The following is an 18,498-nucleotide window of genomic DNA, read 5'->3' on the forward strand; positions in this document are numbered from 1 at the left end:
CCTGCCCCGCACGGCTCTTGCCGCCGCGGAACGTAGGCTGACAGGCGTGAAAGACGCTCAGGTCATCCGCGGCAACTCGGTTCTCCCTGCCCGCCGCACCCCCATCACCCTCCACACCGCCGACGGGTTGAACCTCGTCGGGGAGCTGGCGCTCCCGCTGGAGCGCGAGCCGGTCGCGACGATGGTCTGCCTCCATCCGCTGCCGACCCACGGCGGCATGATGGACAGCCACCTCTTCCGCAAGGCTTCGTACCGCCTTCCCGCGCTCGCCGACATCGCGGTCCTTCGGTTCAACACCCGCGGCACCACCAGCGTGCAGGGGACGAGCGGCGGCGCGTTCGATGAGGCGCAGGGCGAGCGGTACGACGTCGCTGCGGCGATCGAACTCGCCGACTTCGAGGATCTTCCCGACATCTGGCTCGTCGGATGGTCCTTCGGCACCGATCTCGCGCTCAAGTACGGGCTCGACGCCGAGGTGCACGGCGCGATCCTGCTGTCGCCGCCGCTGCGCTACTCCGACGACGCCGACCTCGACGCCTGGGCGCAGTCCGGCAAACCCCTCGTCGCGCTGGTCCCCGAGCACGACGACTACCTGCGTCCCGCCGAGGCCGCAGAACGCTTCTCCCGGGTGCCGCAGGCCGAGGTGATCGGCGTGGACGGCGCGAAGCACCTCTGGGTGGGCGACTCAGAACGCGTGCTCGACGAGGTCGCCTCTCGCCTGAACCCGCGTGTCTCCGTCCCGCTGCCCCGTCAGTGGTCCGGTGACATGCAGCAGGCCGACGCCTCGGCGTACCGCGACCAGACGGTCGCGGCGTTCGAGAGCGTCGGCCCGCAGCCTGGCGATCAGGAGGCCTGAGACTCCTCGTCGTCCTCGGCGAGCTCGGCTGCCGCCGGGCCGCCGAGCTTGGCACGGCGCACGCTGCGCTCGGCCGTCGGGCGATCTGTCGGCGTGCCGTCGACCACGGTGGAGTCGTTCTGGACGGCCGGGACGATCGTGGTGGCGTCGTGCGCACGGGAGTCGGTGCCCGCGCGGTCGATCTCCTCCAGGTCGGGCTCCTCGGCCGCTGCGGTGGCCTCCTCGACGGCAGCGGCGACCTCGTCGGCTGCCGCGGCGACCTCGGCGACGGCCGGCGCGGGAAGCGCCCCCGCCTTGTCGGTCTCAGCGTCGCTGTCGAGCGCGTCGAGACCCGCGAACGAGCCGATGACCTCGCGCAGCTTGGTGAGCTGGGTCTTGACGGCATCACGCTTGGCGACGAGCGAGTCGAGCTCGTGTCGGACCGTCGAGATCTGCTTCTCGGCATCGGCGCGCGCCTGGGCGAGCGAGTGCTCCGACTGCGTACGAGCGGTGTGCATGATCTGCTCGGCCTCGCGGCGCGACCGAGCGACCATCCGCTCGGACTCGGCCTTGGTCTCCTCGCGGCGCTTGGTCGCGGCGGCGATCGCCTCACGCGCCCGCGACTCGGCGGCTGCGGCGCGCGACTCGGCGTCGGCGATCATCCGCGAGGTCTGCTCGGTCGCCACGGCGTGCGACTCGGTGGCCTCCTTGGCCATCCGCTCCTTCTCGAGGGCGAGGACCCGGCGCGCCTCGGTCAGCTCGCGGTCGGCAGCGGCGCGGACCTGCTCGGCCTCACGCGTCGCGGTGAGGCGCGCGGAGCTCGCGGCCTGGTTGGCGGCCAGCTGGATCTGCTCGGCCTCGCGCTTGGCCTTGGCCAGGACGTCGTCGGCCTCGGCCAGCGCGAGGGCACGCTCGCTCTCGGCCTCGGCCAGGAGGCGCTCGCGGGTCTCCTCGACGTCTGCGAGCTGCACGGCGCGCAGGTCGTCGGCCTCCTTGGCCGCCGACGCCTTGATGGCCGTGGCCTCGGACTCGGCGACACGACGCAGGTCGTCGGCCTCCCGCCTGGCGCGTTCGAGCATCTCGGCCGACTGCGACTCGGCAAGCCCCAGCAGCTCAGCAGCGCGTCCACCGAGGCCGGCGTAGCTCGGCTTGTTGTTCTCGGTGAGCTGGCTCCGCAGGTCGGCGAGCTCGGTCTCGAGGCGCGCGATCTTGGTCTCGGCCGCCTGGACCGCCGCCTGCGCCCGGGAGAGGTCGCTGCGGTGCTGGTTGAGGTAGGCGTCGACGGCGTCCTTGTCGTAGCCGCCGCGACGGACCAGAGGGAAACCGGCCCCCGTCGCCGGGTCACCGGTCGTGCGGGCGTACGAGTCGCCGTCTGAGGAGTAGCTGCCGTAAGGGTCTGACATGGGGTGCCTTCAGTTCGTAGTTCGGGGTGAGGTCGCTCCGCCAAATCCTAGCGCGACCTCACCCCGCCCCTCACCGTGTTCAGACTCCTCGGAACCGGTTGATCTCGTCGATGTGGCGAGCGCGCTTCTCGGTGTCCCGGACGCCGAGGCCCTCCCGGGGGGCGAGGCAGAGGACGCCCACCTTGCCCTGGTGCGCGTTGCGGTGCACGTCGAGCGCTGCCTGGCCGGTCTCCTCCAGGCTGTAGACCTTGGAGACGGTCGGGTGGATCATGCCCTTGTCGATCAGCCGGTTGGCCTCCCAGGCCTCGCGGTAGTTGGCGAAGTGCGAGCTCAAGATGTTCTTGAGGTTCATCCAGAGGTAGCGGTTGTCGTACTGGTGCATGTAGCCCGAGGTGGAGGCGCAGGTGACGATCGTGCCGCCCTTGCGGGCGACGAAGACGCTGGCACCGAAGGTCTCGCGACCCGGGTGCTCGAAGACGATGTCCGGGTCGTCCCCGCCGGTCAGCTCGCGGATCTTGGCGCCGAAGCGCTTCCACTCGCGCGGGTCCTGCTCATGCTCGTTCTTCCAGAACTTGTAGCCCTCCGCCGACCGGTCGATGACCAGGTCGGCACCCATCGAGCGCACGATCTCGGCCTTCTCGGGGGAGGACACGACGCAGACCGGCGTCGCTCCACCGTTGAGGGCGAACTGGGTGGCGTACGAGCCGAGGCCGCCCGAGGCGCCCCAGATCAGCACGGTGTCGCCCTGCTTCATGGCCGCACCGTTCTTGGACACGAGCTGGCGGTAGGCGGTGGAGTTCACCAGGCCGGGGCTCGCCGCCTCCTCCCACGAGAGGTGGGCGGGCTTCGGCATCAGCTGGTTGGCCTTCACGATCGCGACCTCGGCCAGGCCGCCGAAGTTGGTCTCGAAGCCCCAGATCCGCTGTTCAGGATCCATCATCGTGTCGTTGTGGCCGTCGGGGCTCTCCAGCTCGACCGACAGGCAGTGCGCCACGACCTCCTGGCCCGGCTTCCAGGCGTTGACGCCCGGGCCGGTGCGCAGCACGACACCGGCAAGGTCGGAGCCGACGACGTGGTACGGCAGGTCGTGACGCTTGGTGTACTCCGACAGGCGGCCGTACCGCTCGAGGAAGCTGAACGTCGAGAGCGGCTCGAAGATCGAGGTCCACACGGTGTTGTAGTTGATCGAGCTGGCCATGACGGCGACCAGCGCCTCCCCGGGCGCGAGCTCGGGGACCGGGACGTCATCGACGTGCAGGCTCTTGCGAGGGTCCTTGTCACGGGTGGCGAGGCCCTCGAACATGTCGACCTCGTCCTTGTGGACGGTCACGCCCCGGTACGACTCGGGCACCGAGATGTTCGCGAAGTCCTCGCTCGAGGTGTCCCCGGCCATGATGGCGTCGAGAATGTGCTGCACGTCGTCCTCCAGAGTTGTGCCGCGCGGATGCGTTACGCGGATATTACTCAGCAGTAATGGATGTGGTCAGGAGTGTGACCGATGTCGCTTGCTCGTAGAGTCCGCCGCGCGCCGCCGCGAGTGGTGTTCGGCGGGCCGGATCTGCCCTCGGCGACGGCGCTTGCCGGGCCTGATTCTCCACGCGTACCGTGGACGCCGCCCATCCACCGCTCGGGAGCGACGTGACGACACTGGACCTGAACAGCGACGTCGGCGAGTCCTTCGGGCGATGGGAGCTCGGGGACGACACCGCGATCCTCCAGGTCGTCACCAGCGCCAACATCGCCTGCGGCTTCCATGCCGGCGACGCCCGTACGCTGCGCCGCACCTGCGAGCACGCGGCGGAGAACGCGGTCGCGGTCGGTGCGCAGGTCAGCTATCGCGACCTCGCCGGGTTCGGCCGCCGCTTCATCGACATGGAGCCGGCCGAGCTGACCGACGACGTGGTCTATCAGATCGGTGCGCTCGACGGGCTCGCGCGGGCGTCGGGCACGAGGGTCCGCTACGTGAAGCCGCACGGGGCCCTCTACAACGCCGTCGTGCACCACGACGAGCAGGCCCGAGCGGTCGCGGAGGCGGTGCGGGCGTACGACCCGGGGCTGCCGCTGCTGGGCCTTCCCGGCTCGAGGCTGCTGGCCTGGGGGGAGCGGCTGGGACTCAGGACGGTGCGCGAGGCCTTCGCCGACCGCGCCTACACCCCCCAAGGCTCCCTGCTCAGCCGCCGGGAGCCTGGCGCCGTCCTGCTCGATCCCGACCACGTCGCTCGGCGGGTGCTGCGGATGGTGACCGAGGGTGACGTCGAGGCCGTGGACGGCACGCTGGTCGCCGTGGCGGCCGACTCCGTGTGCGTCCACGGCGACTCGCCGGGGACGGTCACGATGGCGCGATACGTGCGCACGATGCTCGAGGGCGCCGGGGTGAGACTCGGGGCGTTCGTGTGAGGGTCAGGCCGTACGGCGACCGCGCGCTGATCCTGGACCTGGCTGACGCCCGCGAGGTGGTGTCATGGGTGTCGGCGATCCGTGAGGCGCGTCTGCCCGGCGTCGCCGACGTCGTCCCCGCCGCACGGACGGTCCTGGTCGCCGCCGCAGACGGCACCGACGTCGGGGCGCTCGCCGCAGTGCTCCAGCACGTCGAGGTGGACCCCGGGCGAGGTGAGGCTGAGCCCAGCGCGGCCGAGGTGCGCGACGACGAGATCGTGATCCGCGTGGAGTACGGAGGGCCCGACCTCGGCGACGTGGGAGAGCTGACCGGCCTCGGGCCCGACGGCGTCGTGGCGGCGCACACCGCCACCTCGTGGCGGGTCGCCTTCGGCGGGTTCGCGCCCGGATTCGCCTACCTCGTCGGTGGAGACCCCCGCCTCCAGGTGCCGCGCCGGCACACCGCTCGGACGAGCGTGCCTTCGGGCGCGGTCGGGCTGGCGGGGGAGTACTCGGGGATCTATCCGAGGCCCTCACCGGGCGGCTGGCAGCTCATCGGCACCACCGACGCCGTGCTGTGGGACCTCGACCGCGACCCACCGGCGCTGCTGCGGCCGGGAGCCACGGTCCGGTTCGAGGCGGTGCGGGTGTGAGGGAGCTCGAGGTGGTCCGCCCTGGGCCGCTCGCTCTCGTGCAGGACCTCGGCCGACCGGGGTGGTCGGCGGTCGGCGTCGGCCGCTCGGGTGCTGCCGACCGCGGCGCCTATCAGCTCGCGAACCGCCTCCTCGCCAACCCCGAGGGCGCCGCGGCGGTGGAGGTGACGCTCGGCGGGTTCGATGTCGCGGCTCGCGGCGGTGACGTCTGGGTCGCCGTGACGGGTGCGCCGGTCGAGCTGCGGGTGGGGCGACGGGTGGTCGACCCGTACGCGGCGGTCTGCGTCCGTGAGGGCGAGCGGCTGCGGCTGGGCGTGCCGAAGGCCGGGCTGCGGTCGTACGTCGCCGTGCGAGGCGGCGTCGACGTGCCGCCGGTGCTGGGGTCGCGCAGCCGTGACGTGCTCGCCGCGATCGGGCCCGCTCCGCTGGTGGTGGGCGACCGGCTGCCGGTCGGGCGCCCGCCGCGCACGTACCCGCAGGTCGACGCCGTACCCGTGCCCGTCCACGACGGCGACGTCGCGCTCAGGGTGGTCCGTGGCCCGCGCGACGACTGGGTCCGCGACGCCGACGGACTCGTCCGCGGTCGCTGGACGGTCTCGCCGCACAGCGACCGCGTCGGCATGCGGCTCGAGGGACCGCCGATGCGTCCTGCCGTGCCGGGACGCCAGCTGCCGTCGGAGGGCGCGTACCGCGGCGCCGTCCAGGTGCCGCCCAGCGGTGAGCCCGTCGTGTTCCTCGCCGACCATCCGGTCACCGGTGGCTACCCGGTCGTCGGGGTGGTCGTCGACGCCGACGTCGACCGGGCCGCGCAGGCGAGGCCGGGTCAGTCCCTGCGGTTCCGGTGGATCTGAGGCCCCGCCCTCGCCGCCCTCGCGGCCGGCGTCAGTGGGACGGCTGGGCCGCAGGCTCGACGAGCTCGACCAGCACGCCGCCGGCGTCCTTCGGGTGCACGAAGTTCACACGGCTGTCGGACGTGCCGCGCTTGGGCTGGTCGTAGAGCAGGCGCACGCCCCGATCGCGGAGCACGGCACTGGCGGCGTCGATGTCGCTGACGCGGTAGGCCAGCTGCTGGATGCCCGGTCCGTTGCGGGTGAGGAACTTCGCGATCGTCGACTGGTCCGACAGCGGCGCGAGAAGCTGGATCCGCTGGTCGGTGTCACCGACGGCGAGCATCGCCTCGCGCACCCCCTGCTCCTCGTTGATCTCCTCGTGGACGGAGTGGAGTCCGAAGACGCGGGCGTAGAACTCGAGCGCCTCGTCGAGGTCGGGCACCGCGATGCCGACGTGGTCGATGGCGATGAGCAGGTGATCGGGAACCATGCGACGCACCCTAGGGCAGAGCGCCGCCGCGCAGAGGCCACGACCCCTGCTGTGACCTTCCTCACCGCAGCCCTCGGCGATGTTACGGGCGAGTATCGTGCTGAGAGCACAAGCCTGCCGTCCTTGGCCGAACGCGCGCAGACGCTGCGCCTGAAGGAGTTCACATGTCCCGTCAGTCCGTCATCGTCGCTGGTGCCCGCACGCCGATCGGTCGCCTCCTCGGAGGCCTCAAGACGCAGTCGGCCGCCGATCTCGGTGGCGTCGCCATCAAGGGTGCGCTCGAGCGCGCAGGCATCACCGGCGACCAGGTCGAGTACGTGATCATGGGCCAGGTCCTCGGCGCCGGTGCCGGCCAGGTGCCCGCTCGCCAGGCGGCCCACAAGGGCGGCATCCCGCTCGACGTCCCGGCGATCACGATCAACAAGGTCTGTCTCTCCGGGCTCAACGCGATCGCGACGGCCGACCAGCTGATCCGGGCCGGCGAGTACGACGTCGTGGTGGCCGGCGGCCAGGAGTCGATGACGCAGGCGCCGCACCTCCTCAAGGGCTCGCGCGAGGGCTACAAGTACGGCGCGCAGACCATCCTCGACCACATGGAGTACGACGGCCTCTGGGACTCGCTGACCGACCAGGCGATGGGCAAGCTGACCGAGGCGCGCAACAGCGAGGTCGAGGAGCTCACGCGGGAGGAGCAGGACGCGTTCGGTGCGCGCTCGCACCACCGCGCCGCCCAGGCGCAGAAGAATGGCGTCTTCGACGACGAGATCGTCCCGGTCGAGATCGTCGGACGTCGCGAGACGGTCACCGTCACCACCGACGAGGGCGTGCGCGGCGACACGACGGCAGAGACGCTCAGCAGGCTTCGTCCCGCGTTCGCCAAGGACGGCACGATCACGGCCGGCACCGCCTCGCAGATCTCCGACGGGGCGTGCGCCGTCGTCGTGATGTCCAAGGAGAAGGCCGAGGAGCTCGGCCTCACCTGGATCGCCGAGATCGGTGCCGCCGGCTACGTCGCCGGTCCGGACTCCACCCTGCAGCTGCAGCCCGCCGAGGCGATCGCGAAGGCCTGCGCCAAGGAGGGCATCGCTCCGACCGACCTCGACCTGATCGAGGTCAACGAGGCGTTCGCCGCGGTCGGTGTCGCCAGCCAGCGGGCGCTCGGCATCGACGAGGACAAGGTCAACGTCAACGGCGGCGCGATCTCGCTCGGCCACCCCATCGGCATGAGCGGCGCCCGTGTCGTGCTGCACCTCGCGCTCGAGCTCGGACGGCGCGGTGGCGGCGTCGGCGCCGCGGCGCTGTGCGGCGGTGGTGGCCAGGGTGACGCGCTGATCATCCGCGTCCCCCAGCGCTGAGACGGGCCGGGCGCCGGTCGGCGGGGCGGAGGAGGTCATCGCACCGATGGCACGTCGTACGGTCGCCGTCGGTGAGCTCGTCCAACGAGCCACCGGCGGCGATCCGCGCGCGGTCGCGCGCCTGATCTCCCTCGTGGAGGATGCGTCGCCGCTCCTGCCCGAGGTCAGCGCGGCCCTCGCGCCCCACGTCGGACGCGCCCACGTGGTCGGCCTGACCGGATCCCCGGGTGTGGGCAAGTCGACCACCACCGGCGCCCTCGTCGCGGCGATGCGCGCGCAGGGGCGCAAGGTGGGCGTGCTGGCGGTCGACCCGACCTCGCCGTTCTCGGGGGGCGCGCTGCTCGGTGACCGCATCCGCATGCAGGACCATGCCGGCGACCCAGGGGTGATCATCCGGTCGATGGCGACGCGAGGGCACCTCGGCGGGCTCGCGTGGGCGGCCCCCCAGGCGCTGCGGGTGCTCGATGCCGCCGGCTGCGACGTGGTCCTCGTCGAGACGGTGGGGGTCGGCCAGTCCGAGGTCGAGGTGGCACGCCTGGCCGACACGACCGTCGTCCTGCTCGCGCCCGGCATGGGCGACGGGATCCAGGCCGCGAAGGCGGGGATCCTCGAGATCGGTGACGTCTACGTCGTCAACAAGGCCGACCGCGACGGAGCACCGCAGGTCCGCCGCGAGCTGCGGAGCATGCTGTCGTTGACGGAGCGTCCGGACGGTGGGTGGCAGCCGCCGATCCTCCTGACGGTCGCACACCGGCAGGAGGGCGTCGCCGAGGTCGTCGACGCCCTGGACGCTCATCTGGGGCACCTGCGCGCCGGCGGCGGCCTCGAGCGCCGGCGGCTGCGGCGGACGCGCGACGAGATCGAGACCCTCGCGACGACGGAGCTGCGTTCTCGCTTCACCGCTCTCGGCACCCACGGGCGGCTCGAGGCGCTCGCCGCTGACGTCGTCGCGGGACGCTCGGACACGTTCGCCGCGTCGAAGGCGCTGCTGGAGGAGCTGTGACCGAACGCACGGCAGACGTGCGACGATCGGCATGACAAAATCTGTGACCCAGCCCGTCCAGATCCGGCGCGCCTGGCGTCACGAACCCCCCGCGATCGGCTATAAACGTCGTGAGCGTGCAGCGTGCCCGCCGGCTTTCTGCCCTCGAGAAAGGCAGCAGTGGTGAAAAAGGCGATCTCCGCCATCGTGGTGGTGTTCCTGATCTACTTCTTGCTCACGAACCCCACCGGTGCTGCCAATACCGTGGAGCTGGTCTTCACGTGGATCATCGAGGCGCTCGGACAGCTCGCGGCCTTCTTCCAGACCTTGCTGTCCTGACGAGGAGCCCGTCGTGCTGCGCGCGATCCTGAGACTGGTGCCCGACCGCAACATCGGCAGCCACCTGCTGCTGGACGACGGTGAGCGCGTGAAGGACGTCGTGCGCCACCACTGGATCGTCTTCGTCGTGCCGTACGCCATCGTGCTCATCGGGGTGCTGATGATCGCGCTGTTCCCGGTGCTCCCGATGCGGACCGCCGGGGTGGTCGCGATCGTCGGGCTGGGCGTCGTCGGGTACGGGATGTACCGTGCGGCCGAGCAGCACCTCGACGTCTTCGTGATCACGAACCACCGTGTGCTCAAGATCCGTGGCGTCTTCGAGGTGAAGGTCGCGACGATGCCGATGGCCCGAATCCTCGACATCACCGTGGAGCGGACGCTCCTCGGCAGGGTTCTCGGGTACGGCCACTTCGTGTTCGAGTCCGCGGCCCAGGCTCAGGGGCTGCGCGACATCCAGTTCATCCCGGCACCGTTCGAGCGCGACCGCACGATCCAGCGGGCGCTGGTCACCGCCGGTCTCCGCGGTCCCGCCCGCTGAGCGGTGCCGTCCGTCAGGGCCCCCGCGCAGCGAGGGCCCTGATGGACGGCCGACGGCGTCAGACGGCGGCGTCGCGCTCCTGTGCCGCGAGTGCGCGGGCGAGGTCGGAGCGTCCCTCGTCGACGTAGCGGCGGGTCGTCGGGTCGAGGTCGTCGTTGTCGGCGAGCCACGCGTCGATCGTCGCGAGGTTCTCGGCGCTCGGGTTGGCCCGCGGGAAGAAGCTCTGGAGGATCTCCGAGGCGCGCCAGACGCCCTTCTGGATGACCGTGCGGGCGGTGTCGAGGTAGCGCTCGACGTACGGCTGCAGCAGCTCGGCCTGACCGGGCTGCTGGAACGCGCCGGCGATGCTGCGCTGGGTCTCGTTGGGCAGGTCGTCGCGGACGACGACCGACTCCCACGCCGCCTCCTTCGCGGCGGCGTCCGGACGCGCCGCACGTGCCCCGGCCGCGTTCTCCTGACCGGCGATGGTGTTGTCGCGCGCGAGCTCCGCGTCGATCTCCTTGTCCCCGTACGCGCCGGCGCGGGCGAGGCCGGTGACGAGGGACCAGCGCAGGTCGGTGTCGACGGTCAGGCCCTCCAGCGTCGTCGACCCGTCGAGCAGACCCGTGACGAACGAGATCGCCTCGTCCGACTCCGCGGCCCCGGCGTAGGCCCTGACGAGCGCCAGCTGGTGGTCCGAACCGGGTGCAGCGGCATCGAGCAGCGCGCGGACGCCGTGCTCCCACTCGGCGGTCAGCGCGGCCCGGTTGTCCGGCGCCGAGTACAGGGCGACGGCAGATCCGCCCTGACGCAGCAGCGTCTGCACGGCGGTGAGGTCGGACTCGGTGCCGACGCCGGCGAGCACGATCGGCACGAACTGGCGCGCCGGCAGCTCGGCGTCGCGCAGCATGTCCCACGCCGCACCCCAGCACAGCGCGCGCGCCAGCGAGTCGGGGATGTCGGCGATCGAGCTGGTCAGCGTCGCGAGCGACCGCTCGTCGAGACGGATCTTGGCGTAGGTCAGGTCGTCGTCGTTGAGCAGCACGAGGTCGGGCTGCGGCTGCCCGACGAGGGCGTCGACGGAGGTGAGTGCTCCCTCGATGTCGGTCTCGACCCGCGCGCGCCGGACGAGACCGGCGTCGGTGTGGTCGTACAGACCGATCGCGATGCGGTGGCGCCGCAGCGTCGGATAGTCGTCGGTGGCAGTCTGCTCGACGGCGAACGACGTGAACCCGCCCTGCTCGTCCACGACGAAGCGGGGCCGGAGCGTGTTGACGCCGGACGTCTGGAGCCACTCCTGCGACCAGGAGCCGAGCTCACGGCCCGAGGCGGCCTCGAGCTCGGCCAGCAGGTCCTTGAGCTCGGTGTTGCCGAAGGCGTGCTTGGTGAAGTACGACCGCAGTCCGGCGAAGAAGTCCTTCTCGCCGACCCAGGCGACGAGCTGCTTGAGGGTCGAGGCGCCCTTCGCGTAGGTGATGCCGTCGAAGTTGGCCTCGACCGCGTGCAGGTCGTAGTTGTCGGCGGCGATCGGGTGCGTCGAGGGGAGCTGGTCCTGGCGGTACGCCCAGTTCTTGCGCTGGTTCGTGAAGCCGGTCCAGGCGCCGGTGTACTTCGTGGCGTTGACCTCGGCATGGTGCGAGGCGAACTCCGCGAACGACTCGTTGAGCCAGAGGTCGTCCCACCACTTCATGGTCACGAGGTCGCCGAACCACATGTGCGCCATCTCGTGGAGGATCGTGTTGGCACGGCTCTCGTACGCGGCGTGGGTCTGGCGGCTTCGGAAGATGTACTCGTCGCGGAAGGTCACCGCGCCGGCGTTCTCCATCGCGCCCATGTTGTACTCCGGCACGAACGCCTGGTCGTACTTGCCGAACGGGTAGCCCATCTCGAAGGTGTTCTCGAAGAAGGCGAAGCCCTGCTTGGTGATCTCGAAGATCTCCTCGTGGTCGAGGTGCTCTCGGAGGCTCTTGCGGACCTGGATGCCGAGCGGGATCTCGTCGTAGTCGCCGCGGTAGGAGTCGGTGACGGTGTCGTACTCGCCGGCGATGAGCGCGGTGATGTAGGTCGACATGCGTTTGGTCTCGGCGAAGGCCCAGCGGCTCACGCCCTCACCGAGCGTCTCTGGCTCCGGGGTCGGAGAGTTGGAGACGACGGTCCATCCCTCGGGGGCGTCGATCGTGAAGGTGAACGTCGCCTTGAGGTCGGGCTGCTCGAACGTCGTGTACACGCGGCGGGCGTCGGGCACCTCGAACTGGGTGTAGAGGTAGACGCGGTCGTCGGCGGGATCGACGAAGCGGTGCAGGCCCTCGCCGGTGCGCGAGTAGGGGAGACGCGTCTCGACCCGGAGCTCGTTGTCGCCCTCGGCCAGCCCGCTCAGCGCGATGCGGTTGTCCGCGTACGCCGCGGCGTCCAGCTCGGTGCCGTTCAGCCACATCCGAGGTTCGCGCGCGTCGACCAGGTCGGCGAATGTCGCGCCGCCGGCCTCACGGCTGGAGAACCGGACGACGGTGGTGGACGAGAACTCGGTGTCGGAGACGGTCAGGTCGAGATCGACGGCGTAGTGATGGACGTCGAGGAGCGCGGCCCGCTCCTGCGCCTCGTTGCGCGTGAGGTTGGTTCCAGGCATGCGCCCATCCTTCCACGCGCGGTGGCTCGCCGTTGCGGGGCGGACGACGGCATGGCTCAGGGATGGCCGAGCACGCCGTGCGCCAGGACACCGAGGCCCGCGGCGATGCGCTCGACCGAGAGGCCGAGCTCGCGCTGCCGCACGAACACCTCCGGAGCGAGCGGTGCCAGCAGCGGCTCGACCATGGCGTCCGGATCCGCGGCGCCCGCCTACGCCACGAGCATGCGCACGTGCACTCTCCAGAAGCCGTACGCGCCGACGATGAACCGTGAGCGTCCGACCTCGGCGCCGAGCGCGAGAGGGGCGTGGTCCTCGAGGAACTGCGTCATCGCGTCGTAGAACGCGGCGAGCCGATCGGCGGGCGGGGCCCCGGGCCCGAGCGGTGGCGGCCCGGAGAGGAGCGCCTCCTGCAGCCTGCGCTCGTGCTCGTCCAGCAGGGCGGTGGCGATGGAGGCACGGTCGGGATAGCGGCGGTAGAGCGTGCCGCGGCCCACCCCTGCCGCGCGTGCGATGTCGTTCATCGTCACGTGCGCGGCGCCTCGCTCGGCGTACAGCCGTGCTGCGGCGTCCAGGCGAGTGTCGGGCCACCATGCCACGCCTGCTCCATCTCGACTCCAGCGCCCGCACCCAGTCGCACACGCGCGAGCTCGGCGCACGTTTCGCCGCACGATGGCGAGAGGCTCGTCCGGACGGCGACTACGTCTACCGCGACCTCGCACGTCAGCCCGTCCCGGTGATCGGGGAGGCCTGGACGAGCATCTGTGACACCATCCTCACCGAGCAGATCACCGACCCCGTCCACTACCCGAGCGCGGTGCGCACGCCCGCAGAGCGCGAGGCCTGGGCGATCGCCGAGCCCTTGCTCAACGAGCTGCTCGAGGCCGACGTCGTCCTGGTCGGGGCGCCGATGTACAACTTCGGGATCCCCGCCGCACTGAAGGCCTGGATCGACCAGGTGACGTTCCCACGCATGTCACTGACCGGGACGAGCTTCGTCGTCGTCGGAGCGCGTGGCGGCTCGTACGCCGAAGGGGCACCCCGCGCCCCGTACGAGTATCAGGAGAGCTACCTGCGGGACTTCATCGCGGGCCACTTCGGCATCGACGACGTCCGGTTCCTGACGACCGAGCGGGTGAACGCGCTCGTCGACCCGTTGCTGAGCGACCTTCTGGCACGCACCGAGCCTCGCGAGCGGCAGCGCTCGCCGAGATCGTGTGGAGCCAGAGCATCAAGCCGACCGACGGCTTCACACGGCTGGGCCCGACCGTCGTCTGTGTCCTGCTCGGCGCGAGCGCGGTCTACCTGCTGGCTCGCGCGATGCAGACCGTGCCGGTCGGGACGGCGTACGCGGTGTTCACCGGCATCGGGGCCGTCGGCGCCGTCTCGCTCGGCGTCGTCGTCCACGGCGACCGGTCTCGCCGGGGCGTATCGCCGCTCTGGCCTTGATCGTCGCCGGGGTCGTGGCCGCCCGCGTCACCGTGTGACACGGGCGCTCAGCCCTCGGTCACCTCGCGGGCGTACGTCGCCGGCGGGGTGCCGACGACGTCGGTGAAGCGCCGCACGAGGTGCGCCTGGTCGCTGAACCCGAGCTCCGAGGCGAGCGCGCCCCAGTCGACCACGGTGCCGCTGCGCGCCGCGGCCGCCGCGTCGAGCAGGCGGAACCGCTGGAGCACCCACTTCGGGCCGATGCCGACGTACGTCGCGAACTCGCGCTGCAGCGTCCGGAGGCTCACGCCGCCGGCGTCGGCGAGAGCATCGGCGCGCACGAGGCTCCGGTCGTGCTCGGCGAGCGCGACCAGCTGTCCGATCTCGGCCGCCCGGGGCTCGGACTCGTACCCCACCGCCCGGAGGTAGTCCGTCAGTGCGGCCACCATCGCGTCGTCGGAGGCCTCGGCGTCGAGGATGCGGGCGGCGGGCGGGCGGTCGTCGACACCGAGCACGTCGCCGGCGGGTCGTACGACGTCGGTCAGCGCACCGACGGACGCGCGCAGGTAGCCGTGGAAGCCTCCCGGCCGGAAGGACGCGCCGAGCACGTGACCGCGGCCGACGAGGTGGCGGAAGAACGGTCGTCGGGTGACGCCGTGGACCAGCAGGCGGCCCTGCTCGGCCGCCAGGTGGAGTCGTGGCTGCGGCACGACCCGTTGGTCGTACGGCTCGGCGACATCCCAGCGCACCCGCCACAGGTAGTCGACACCCGGGCTGTCGGCAGAGGGCTCGATCCGGCGGACGGCGATGGGATCGGCGCGCCCCACGATCGCCGCGGGATAGCCCCGTGGCTCGTCGGACGGTCCAGCGCTCACCGCCTCAGCCTAGACCTGTCGCGTTCCTTCAAGACCCGGCCGCGTCGTCGGTCCTAGTCTCGAGGCATGAGCGACGAGAAGACAGCAGAAGCGATGTTCACGGTGGCGGGCTGGGAGGAGTCCGTGGTCGAGGACATCGACGGGACCGGCAGCGAGCGGAACGGCACCTACTACCCCGATCGCGGCATCACCCGCGCGACCGTCCGGTACGCCTACAGCGGTGATCTCGAGGGGGAGGGCGTCGTCCACTACCTGATGACCTACAAGGAGGGGCCCGCACCCGTCGTGGCGCTCGAGCGCTTCACCGGATCGATCGGGGGCCACGAGGGAACCTGCGTCATGCTGCACCGGGGATCGCACGAGGCGGAGTCCGTCGTCGACGCGGTCGAGGTGGTCGAGGGCATGGGGACGGGCGGCCTCCAGACCCTTCGCGGCACGGGCGTCCCGGAGGTGGAGGGCCACAGCGAGACGGGATACAGGTTCACCCTGCGATACACGCTCTGAGGGGGCGCTTGGCAGGATGGAGACATGGTCCTGCCCTTCGCGCAGTCTCGGCGCTCCACCGTCGGCATCGAGTGGGAGCTCGCACTCGTCGACGCGGATACGGGTGACCTCCGTCAGGTGGCCCGGACCGTGCTCGAGGGCCTCGCCGGCCCCGGCGGTGCGCCGCACCCGCACGTCCACCAGGAGCTCCTCCTCAACACCGTCGAGGTCGTCTCCGGTGTGCACCAGCGGATCGGCGACGCCGGGCGCGACCTCCAGCGCAGCATCGAGGAGGTGCGGGCGGTCACCGGGCCGCTGCGCGTCGAGCTGATGTGCGCGGGCACCCATCCGTTCGCGCAGTGGGACCACCAGAAGGTCACCGACAAGGAGCGTTACAACACGCTCATCGACCGTACGCAGTGGTGGGGGCGCCAGATGCTCATCTACGGCGTCCACGTGCACGTCGGCATCGAGGACCGGGCCAAGGTGCTGCCGCTGATGCGGGCGGTGCTCGCCTACTTCGGTCACCTCCAGGCGCTGTCGGCGTCGTCCCCGTTCTGGGGAGGGAAGGACACCGGGTACGCGTCGAACCGCGCGCTGATGTTCCAGCAGCTCCCCACGGCGGGGTTGCCCTTCCGGCTCGAGGAGTGGGAGGACCTCGAGCGCTACACCGACGACATGCTGCACACCGGCGTCATCGACGAGTTCGGCGAGGTGCGGTGGGACATCCGACCCTCCCCGCGGTTCGGCACCCTCGAGGTGCGTATCTGCGATGGCACTCCCACGCTCACCGAGCTGCTCGCGATCGCCGCGCTCACCCAGTGCCTCGTCGAGCACTTCTCCGCGGAGCTCGACGCCGGCCGCGAGCTGCCCGACCTGCCGCAGTGGTTCCTCCAGGAGAACAAGTGGCGCTCCGCGCGCTACGGGATGGACGCCATCCTGATCCTGAACGCGAAGGGTGACGAGGACCTGGTGACCACCGACGTACGCCGGCTCCTGGAGGTGCTCGCGCCCGCCGCCGAGCGGCTGGGCTGCACCGAGGAGCTGGCTGACGTGGAGACGATCCTGCGCGTCGGTGCCTCCTACCAGCGGCAGCGCGAGATCGCGGGCCGTCATGGGGGAGACCTTCAACCGGTGGTGTTCTCGTTGGTCGAGGAAATGTACGCCGGTTGCCCGGTGTTGTGACGTGGTGCAGGGGATCATCCTTCTGCGCCTGTGCCCGAAGCGATCCACGACTCGGGCTCCCCGACCGAGAGGTGAGCATGTCCAAGACCGTCGACATGTGGTTCGATCCGCTGTGCCCGTGGGCCTGGATGACATCGCGCTGGTTGCTGGAGGTCGAGAAGGTCCGTGACGTGGAGGTCCGCTTCCACGTGATGAGCCTGTCGGTCCTCAACGAGGGCAACGACGACCTTCCCGAGCAGTACCGCGACATGCTCGCCCGTGGCTGGGCCGGGGTCCGCGTCCCCGTCGCGGCCGCACACAAGCACGGCGACGACGTCCTGCGCGATCTGTACACCGCGATCGGCACCCGCGTTCACCCCGGCGGCCGCACGCTCGACCGCACCGTGCTCGCCGAGGCGCTCGAGGAGGTCGGGCTCGAGGCCGACCTGATCGAGGCGGCCGACTCCGAGGAGTACGACGAGGCGCTCCGTGCGTCCCACGAGCGCGGCATCACCCTGGTCGGCGAGGATGTCGGCACCCCGGTGGTCGCCATCGACGGCGTCGCCTTCTTCGGCCCGGTCGTCTCGCCGGCTCCCAAGGGCGAGGCTGCCGGCAGGCTGTGGGACGGCTGTCTCCTGGTCGCGGGCACCGACGGGTTCTTCGAGCTCAAGCGGACCCGTACGCGGGAGCCGATCTTCGACTGACCGTCACCACACGGTGGATCGCGTGCCGAGTGGCTAGGGTCGCGACATGCTCTATCCACAGGCACGAACCGAGGTCGCGGATGCCGACGTGGACGCTGGCGCCGGCGTCCGCGACCTCGCGGCCGAACGCCTCGCCGACCGTGAGGCCGCGCTCGCCGAGACCATCCGGATCGACGTCGCCCACGTCGCCGACCTCGACGCGGACGGGGTGCATGTGCGCCTCTACCGCCCCGAGGAGGACACTCCGGTCCTCCTCTACGTGCACGGCGGCGGCTGGGTCTTCCACGACCTCGACACCCACGACGCGTTCTGCCGCTACCTCGCGAACGCGACCGGGTGGTCGCTGCTGGCGGTCGGCTACCGGCTCGCGCCGGAGCACCCGTATCCCGCTCCGCTCGACGACGTCGCCACGGCACTGACGTGGCTGCGCGCCCACGGTGACGAGCTCGAGGTGGACACGACGCTCGTGGCCGGGATCGGAGACTCCTCCGGCGCGAACCTGATCGCCGGGCTCTGCGTGCGCGACCCGGGTGCGCTGGCGTACCAGGTCCTCGTCTACCCGGTGCTGGACGCGCTCGCCGACACGGAGTCGCGCCGCACAGAGAGCGTCGCGGAGAACGGGTTCGTGGCCGCCGACATCGACTGGTACTGGGACCAGTACGTCCCGTCGGCGCAGGTCAGGGCCGAGCCTGAGGTGTCGCCGCTGCGGGCCGTCGACGTGAGCGGCCTCCCGCCGGCGCTCGTGATCACCGCCGAGCACGACCTGCTGCGGGACGAGGGCGAGGCGTACGCGGCACGGCTCGCCGACGCGGGCGTCTCGACCGTGGCCTGGCGGGCACTGGGCATGACCCACGGCTTCTGGCGACGCCCCTGGGAGTTCGACGCGTCACGCTCGGCCGTACGGCTGGTGGCGGGGACGCTGCGCGACCTCGCCGCCTCGCTGAGAGACTGACCGCATGCGCGTTCACATCGGTTGCGACCACGCCGGATTCGAGCTCAAGAACCACCTCGTCGACCATCTGAGCCGACAGGGCCACGACGTGGTGGACCATGGCCCGTCCACGTACGACGCGGAGGACGACTACCCGCCCTTCTGCCTCGCGACGGGGGAGGCCGTGGTCGACGACCAGGGCAGCCTGGGTGTCGTGATCGGTGGCTCGGGCAACGGTGAGCAGATCGCCGCCAACAAGGTCGACGGGATCCGCGCCGCGCTGGCCTGGTCACCGGAGACCGCGCGGCTCGCCCGCCAGCACAACAACGCCAACGTCGTCGCCGTCGGCGCGCGGATGCACTCGACGGAGGATGCCGTGGCCCTGGTCGAGACGTTCCTCGCGACGCCGTTCAGCGGCGAGGAGCGTCACGCGCGGCGCGTGTCGCTGCTGACCGCCTACGAGCAGTCACGCGGCACCGACGTCGCGGACCGGCGCGAGGACTTCTGAGG

General features: G+C 71.1%; 21 protein-coding genes and 1 pseudogene. 15 read left to right on the forward strand and 7 right to left on the reverse strand.

What is annotated here, in order from left to right; all coding sequences use genetic code 11:
* Positions 1-46 precede the first annotated feature (46 nt).
* Positions 47-856 (forward strand): alpha/beta hydrolase, encoded by an 810-nt coding sequence (locus KV102_RS12745; RefSeq protein ID WP_255560925.1) that lies wholly within the window; start codon positions 47-49, stop codon positions 854-856.
* Here KV102_RS12745 and KV102_RS12750 read toward each other — a convergent pair.
* A complete protein-coding gene (locus KV102_RS12750; RefSeq protein WP_220344085.1) occupies positions 844-2,238 on the reverse strand; it encodes a hypothetical protein in 1,395 nt (464 codons plus the stop codon). The genes KV102_RS12745 and KV102_RS12750 overlap by 13 nt on opposite strands.
* Positions 2,239-2,317: 79 nt before the next feature.
* Entirely contained in the window at positions 2,318-3,655 is a 1,338-nt protein-coding gene (ccrA, locus tag KV102_RS12755; RefSeq protein WP_220346510.1) for a crotonyl-CoA carboxylase/reductase, read from the reverse strand.
* Between the two features lie 221 nt (positions 3,656-3,876).
* On the opposite strand from ccrA, the gene KV102_RS12760 reads away from it, so the two are divergent.
* Genes KV102_RS12760 through KV102_RS19220 form a run of 3 tightly spaced genes read left to right on the forward strand, consistent with a single transcriptional unit; the run spans position 3,877 to position 6,118 of the window.
* Positions 3,877-4,635 (forward strand): LamB/YcsF family protein, encoded by a 759-nt coding sequence (locus KV102_RS12760; protein WP_220346511.1) that lies wholly within the window; start codon positions 3,877-3,879, stop codon positions 4,633-4,635.
* The gene (locus tag KV102_RS19215) at positions 4,632-5,267 is read left to right on the forward strand and encodes an allophanate hydrolase subunit 1 (RefSeq protein WP_308290328.1); all 636 of its coding nucleotides are present in this window, start codon (positions 4,632-4,634) and stop codon (positions 5,265-5,267) included. Before KV102_RS12760 ends, KV102_RS19215 begins: the two co-directional genes overlap by 4 nt.
* The gene (locus KV102_RS19220) at positions 5,264-6,118 is read left to right on the forward strand and encodes a biotin-dependent carboxyltransferase family protein (RefSeq protein ID WP_301022225.1); all 855 of its coding nucleotides are present in this window, start codon (positions 5,264-5,266) and stop codon (positions 6,116-6,118) included. Before KV102_RS19215 ends, KV102_RS19220 begins: the two co-directional genes overlap by 4 nt.
* 31 nt (positions 6,119-6,149) lie before the next feature.
* On the opposite strand, the gene mce is transcribed toward KV102_RS19220, so the two are convergent.
* The gene (gene mce, locus KV102_RS12770; protein ID WP_220344088.1) at positions 6,150-6,587 is read right to left on the reverse strand and encodes a methylmalonyl-CoA epimerase; all 438 of its coding nucleotides are present in this window, start codon (positions 6,585-6,587) and stop codon (positions 6,150-6,152) included.
* Positions 6,588-6,751: 164 nt separating this feature from the next.
* On the opposite strand from mce, the gene KV102_RS12775 reads away from it, so the two are divergent.
* The 4 genes from KV102_RS12775 to KV102_RS12790 all read left to right on the forward strand — a co-directional run bounded on the left by KV102_RS12775 (position 6,752) and on the right by KV102_RS12790 (position 9,801).
* On the forward strand, positions 6,752-7,942 hold the full coding sequence (locus KV102_RS12775) for an acetyl-CoA C-acetyltransferase (RefSeq protein ID WP_220344089.1): 1,191 nt from the start codon (positions 6,752-6,754) through the stop codon (positions 7,940-7,942).
* Between the two features lie 46 nt (positions 7,943-7,988).
* The gene (gene meaB, locus KV102_RS12780) at positions 7,989-8,945 is read left to right on the forward strand and encodes a methylmalonyl Co-A mutase-associated GTPase MeaB (RefSeq protein WP_220344090.1); all 957 of its coding nucleotides are present in this window, start codon (positions 7,989-7,991) and stop codon (positions 8,943-8,945) included.
* A 162-nt stretch (positions 8,946-9,107) separates the two neighbouring features.
* Positions 9,108-9,263: a hypothetical protein gene (locus KV102_RS12785; protein WP_220344091.1), complete on the forward strand. Its 156-nt coding sequence runs from the start codon at positions 9,108-9,110 to the stop codon at positions 9,261-9,263.
* A gap of 13 nt (positions 9,264-9,276) precedes the next feature.
* Positions 9,277-9,801, forward strand: coding sequence for a PH domain-containing protein (locus KV102_RS12790; RefSeq protein ID WP_301022226.1), 525 nt, complete (start codon positions 9,277-9,279; stop codon positions 9,799-9,801).
* A 58-nt stretch (positions 9,802-9,859) separates the two neighbouring features.
* Here the strand turns inward: KV102_RS12790 and pepN are convergent, their stop codons facing one another.
* From pepN to KV102_RS12800, 3 genes are read right to left on the reverse strand one after another with little or no spacing between them, the layout of a single operon-like run.
* Positions 9,860-12,406, reverse strand: coding sequence for an aminopeptidase N (gene pepN / locus KV102_RS12795; RefSeq protein WP_220346512.1), 2,547 nt, complete (start codon positions 12,404-12,406; stop codon positions 9,860-9,862).
* Between the two features lie 56 nt (positions 12,407-12,462).
* The gene (locus tag KV102_RS19225; protein WP_255560927.1) at positions 12,463-12,591 is read right to left on the reverse strand and encodes a hypothetical protein; all 129 of its coding nucleotides are present in this window, start codon (positions 12,589-12,591) and stop codon (positions 12,463-12,465) included.
* Between the two features lie 24 nt (positions 12,592-12,615).
* The gene (locus KV102_RS12800; RefSeq protein ID WP_220346513.1) at positions 12,616-13,002 is read right to left on the reverse strand and encodes a TetR/AcrR family transcriptional regulator; all 387 of its coding nucleotides are present in this window, start codon (positions 13,000-13,002) and stop codon (positions 12,616-12,618) included.
* On the opposite strand from KV102_RS12800, the pseudogene KV102_RS19755 reads away from it, so the two are divergent.
* Together KV102_RS19755 and KV102_RS12810 are read left to right on the forward strand one after the other, a co-directional pair.
* Positions 12,996-13,484: pseudogene (locus KV102_RS19755) on the forward strand (FMN-dependent NADH-azoreductase); the annotation flags it as partial. The gene KV102_RS12800 and the pseudogene KV102_RS19755 sit on opposite strands and share 7 nt — an antisense overlap.
* Positions 13,485-13,618: 134 nt before the next feature.
* Positions 13,619-13,852, forward strand: a complete 234-nt coding sequence (locus KV102_RS12810) for an SMR family transporter (protein WP_308290329.1) — start codon at positions 13,619-13,621, stop codon at positions 13,850-13,852.
* 47 nt (positions 13,853-13,899) lie between these two features.
* On the opposite strand, the gene KV102_RS19605 is transcribed toward KV102_RS12810, so the two are convergent.
* On the reverse strand, positions 13,900-14,706 hold the full coding sequence (locus tag KV102_RS19605) for a helix-turn-helix domain-containing protein (RefSeq protein WP_220346514.1): 807 nt from the start codon (positions 14,704-14,706) through the stop codon (positions 13,900-13,902).
* A gap of 66 nt (positions 14,707-14,772) precedes the next feature.
* Between KV102_RS19605 and KV102_RS12820 the strand changes: the two genes are divergently transcribed.
* From KV102_RS12820 to KV102_RS12840, 5 genes are all read left to right on the forward strand, one after another.
* On the forward strand, positions 14,773-15,210 hold the full coding sequence (locus KV102_RS12820) for a DUF3224 domain-containing protein (RefSeq protein WP_220346515.1): 438 nt from the start codon (positions 14,773-14,775) through the stop codon (positions 15,208-15,210).
* 24 nt (positions 15,211-15,234) lie between these two features.
* On the forward strand, positions 15,235-16,374 hold the full coding sequence (locus tag KV102_RS12825; protein WP_220346516.1) for a glutamate--cysteine ligase: 1,140 nt from the start codon (positions 15,235-15,237) through the stop codon (positions 16,372-16,374).
* 77 nt (positions 16,375-16,451) lie between these two features.
* On the forward strand, positions 16,452-17,057 hold the full coding sequence (locus KV102_RS12830) for a DsbA family protein (protein ID WP_220344100.1): 606 nt from the start codon (positions 16,452-16,454) through the stop codon (positions 17,055-17,057).
* Positions 17,058-17,103: 46 nt separating this feature from the next.
* Positions 17,104-18,009, forward strand: coding sequence for an alpha/beta hydrolase (locus tag KV102_RS12835; RefSeq protein WP_220346517.1), 906 nt, complete (start codon positions 17,104-17,106; stop codon positions 18,007-18,009).
* 4 nt (positions 18,010-18,013) lie between these two features.
* Positions 18,014-18,496, forward strand: a complete 483-nt coding sequence (locus tag KV102_RS12840; protein ID WP_220346518.1) for a ribose-5-phosphate isomerase — start codon at positions 18,014-18,016, stop codon at positions 18,494-18,496.
* Positions 18,497-18,498: the final 2 nt, after the last annotated feature.

Source organism: Mumia sp. zg.B53 (assembly GCF_019550935.1).
Taxonomy (GTDB): Bacteria; Actinomycetota; Actinomycetes; order Propionibacteriales; family Nocardioidaceae; genus Mumia.

Bases quoted from the DNA above. Each gene is read 5' to 3' on its own strand.
- KV102_RS12835 (WP_220346517.1), top strand. From the start codon at position 17,104: ATGCTCTATCCACAGGCACGAACCGAGGTCGCGGATGCCGACGTGGAC.
- KV102_RS19225 (WP_255560927.1), bottom strand. From the start codon at position 12,591: ATGGTCGAGCCGCTGCTGGCACCGCTCGCTCCGGAGGTGTTCGTGCGG.
- KV102_RS12750 (WP_220344085.1), bottom strand. From the start codon at position 2,238: ATGTCAGACCCTTACGGCAGCTACTCCTCAGACGGCGACTCGTACGCC.
- KV102_RS12820 (WP_220346515.1), top strand. From the start codon at position 14,773: ATGAGCGACGAGAAGACAGCAGAAGCGATGTTCACGGTGGCGGGCTGG.
- KV102_RS12830 (WP_220344100.1), top strand. From the start codon at position 16,452: ATGTCCAAGACCGTCGACATGTGGTTCGATCCGCTGTGCCCGTGGGCC.
- KV102_RS12775 (WP_220344089.1), top strand. From the start codon at position 6,752: ATGTCCCGTCAGTCCGTCATCGTCGCTGGTGCCCGCACGCCGATCGGT.
- KV102_RS12825 (WP_220346516.1), top strand. From the start codon at position 15,235: ATGGTCCTGCCCTTCGCGCAGTCTCGGCGCTCCACCGTCGGCATCGAG.
- pepN (WP_220346512.1), bottom strand. From the start codon at position 12,406: ATGCCTGGAACCAACCTCACGCGCAACGAGGCGCAGGAGCGGGCCGCG.
- mce (WP_220344088.1), bottom strand. From the start codon at position 6,587: ATGGTTCCCGATCACCTGCTCATCGCCATCGACCACGTCGGCATCGCG.
- KV102_RS12840 (WP_220346518.1), top strand. From the start codon at position 18,014: ATGCGCGTTCACATCGGTTGCGACCACGCCGGATTCGAGCTCAAGAAC.
- meaB (WP_220344090.1), top strand. From the start codon at position 7,989: ATGGCACGTCGTACGGTCGCCGTCGGTGAGCTCGTCCAACGAGCCACC.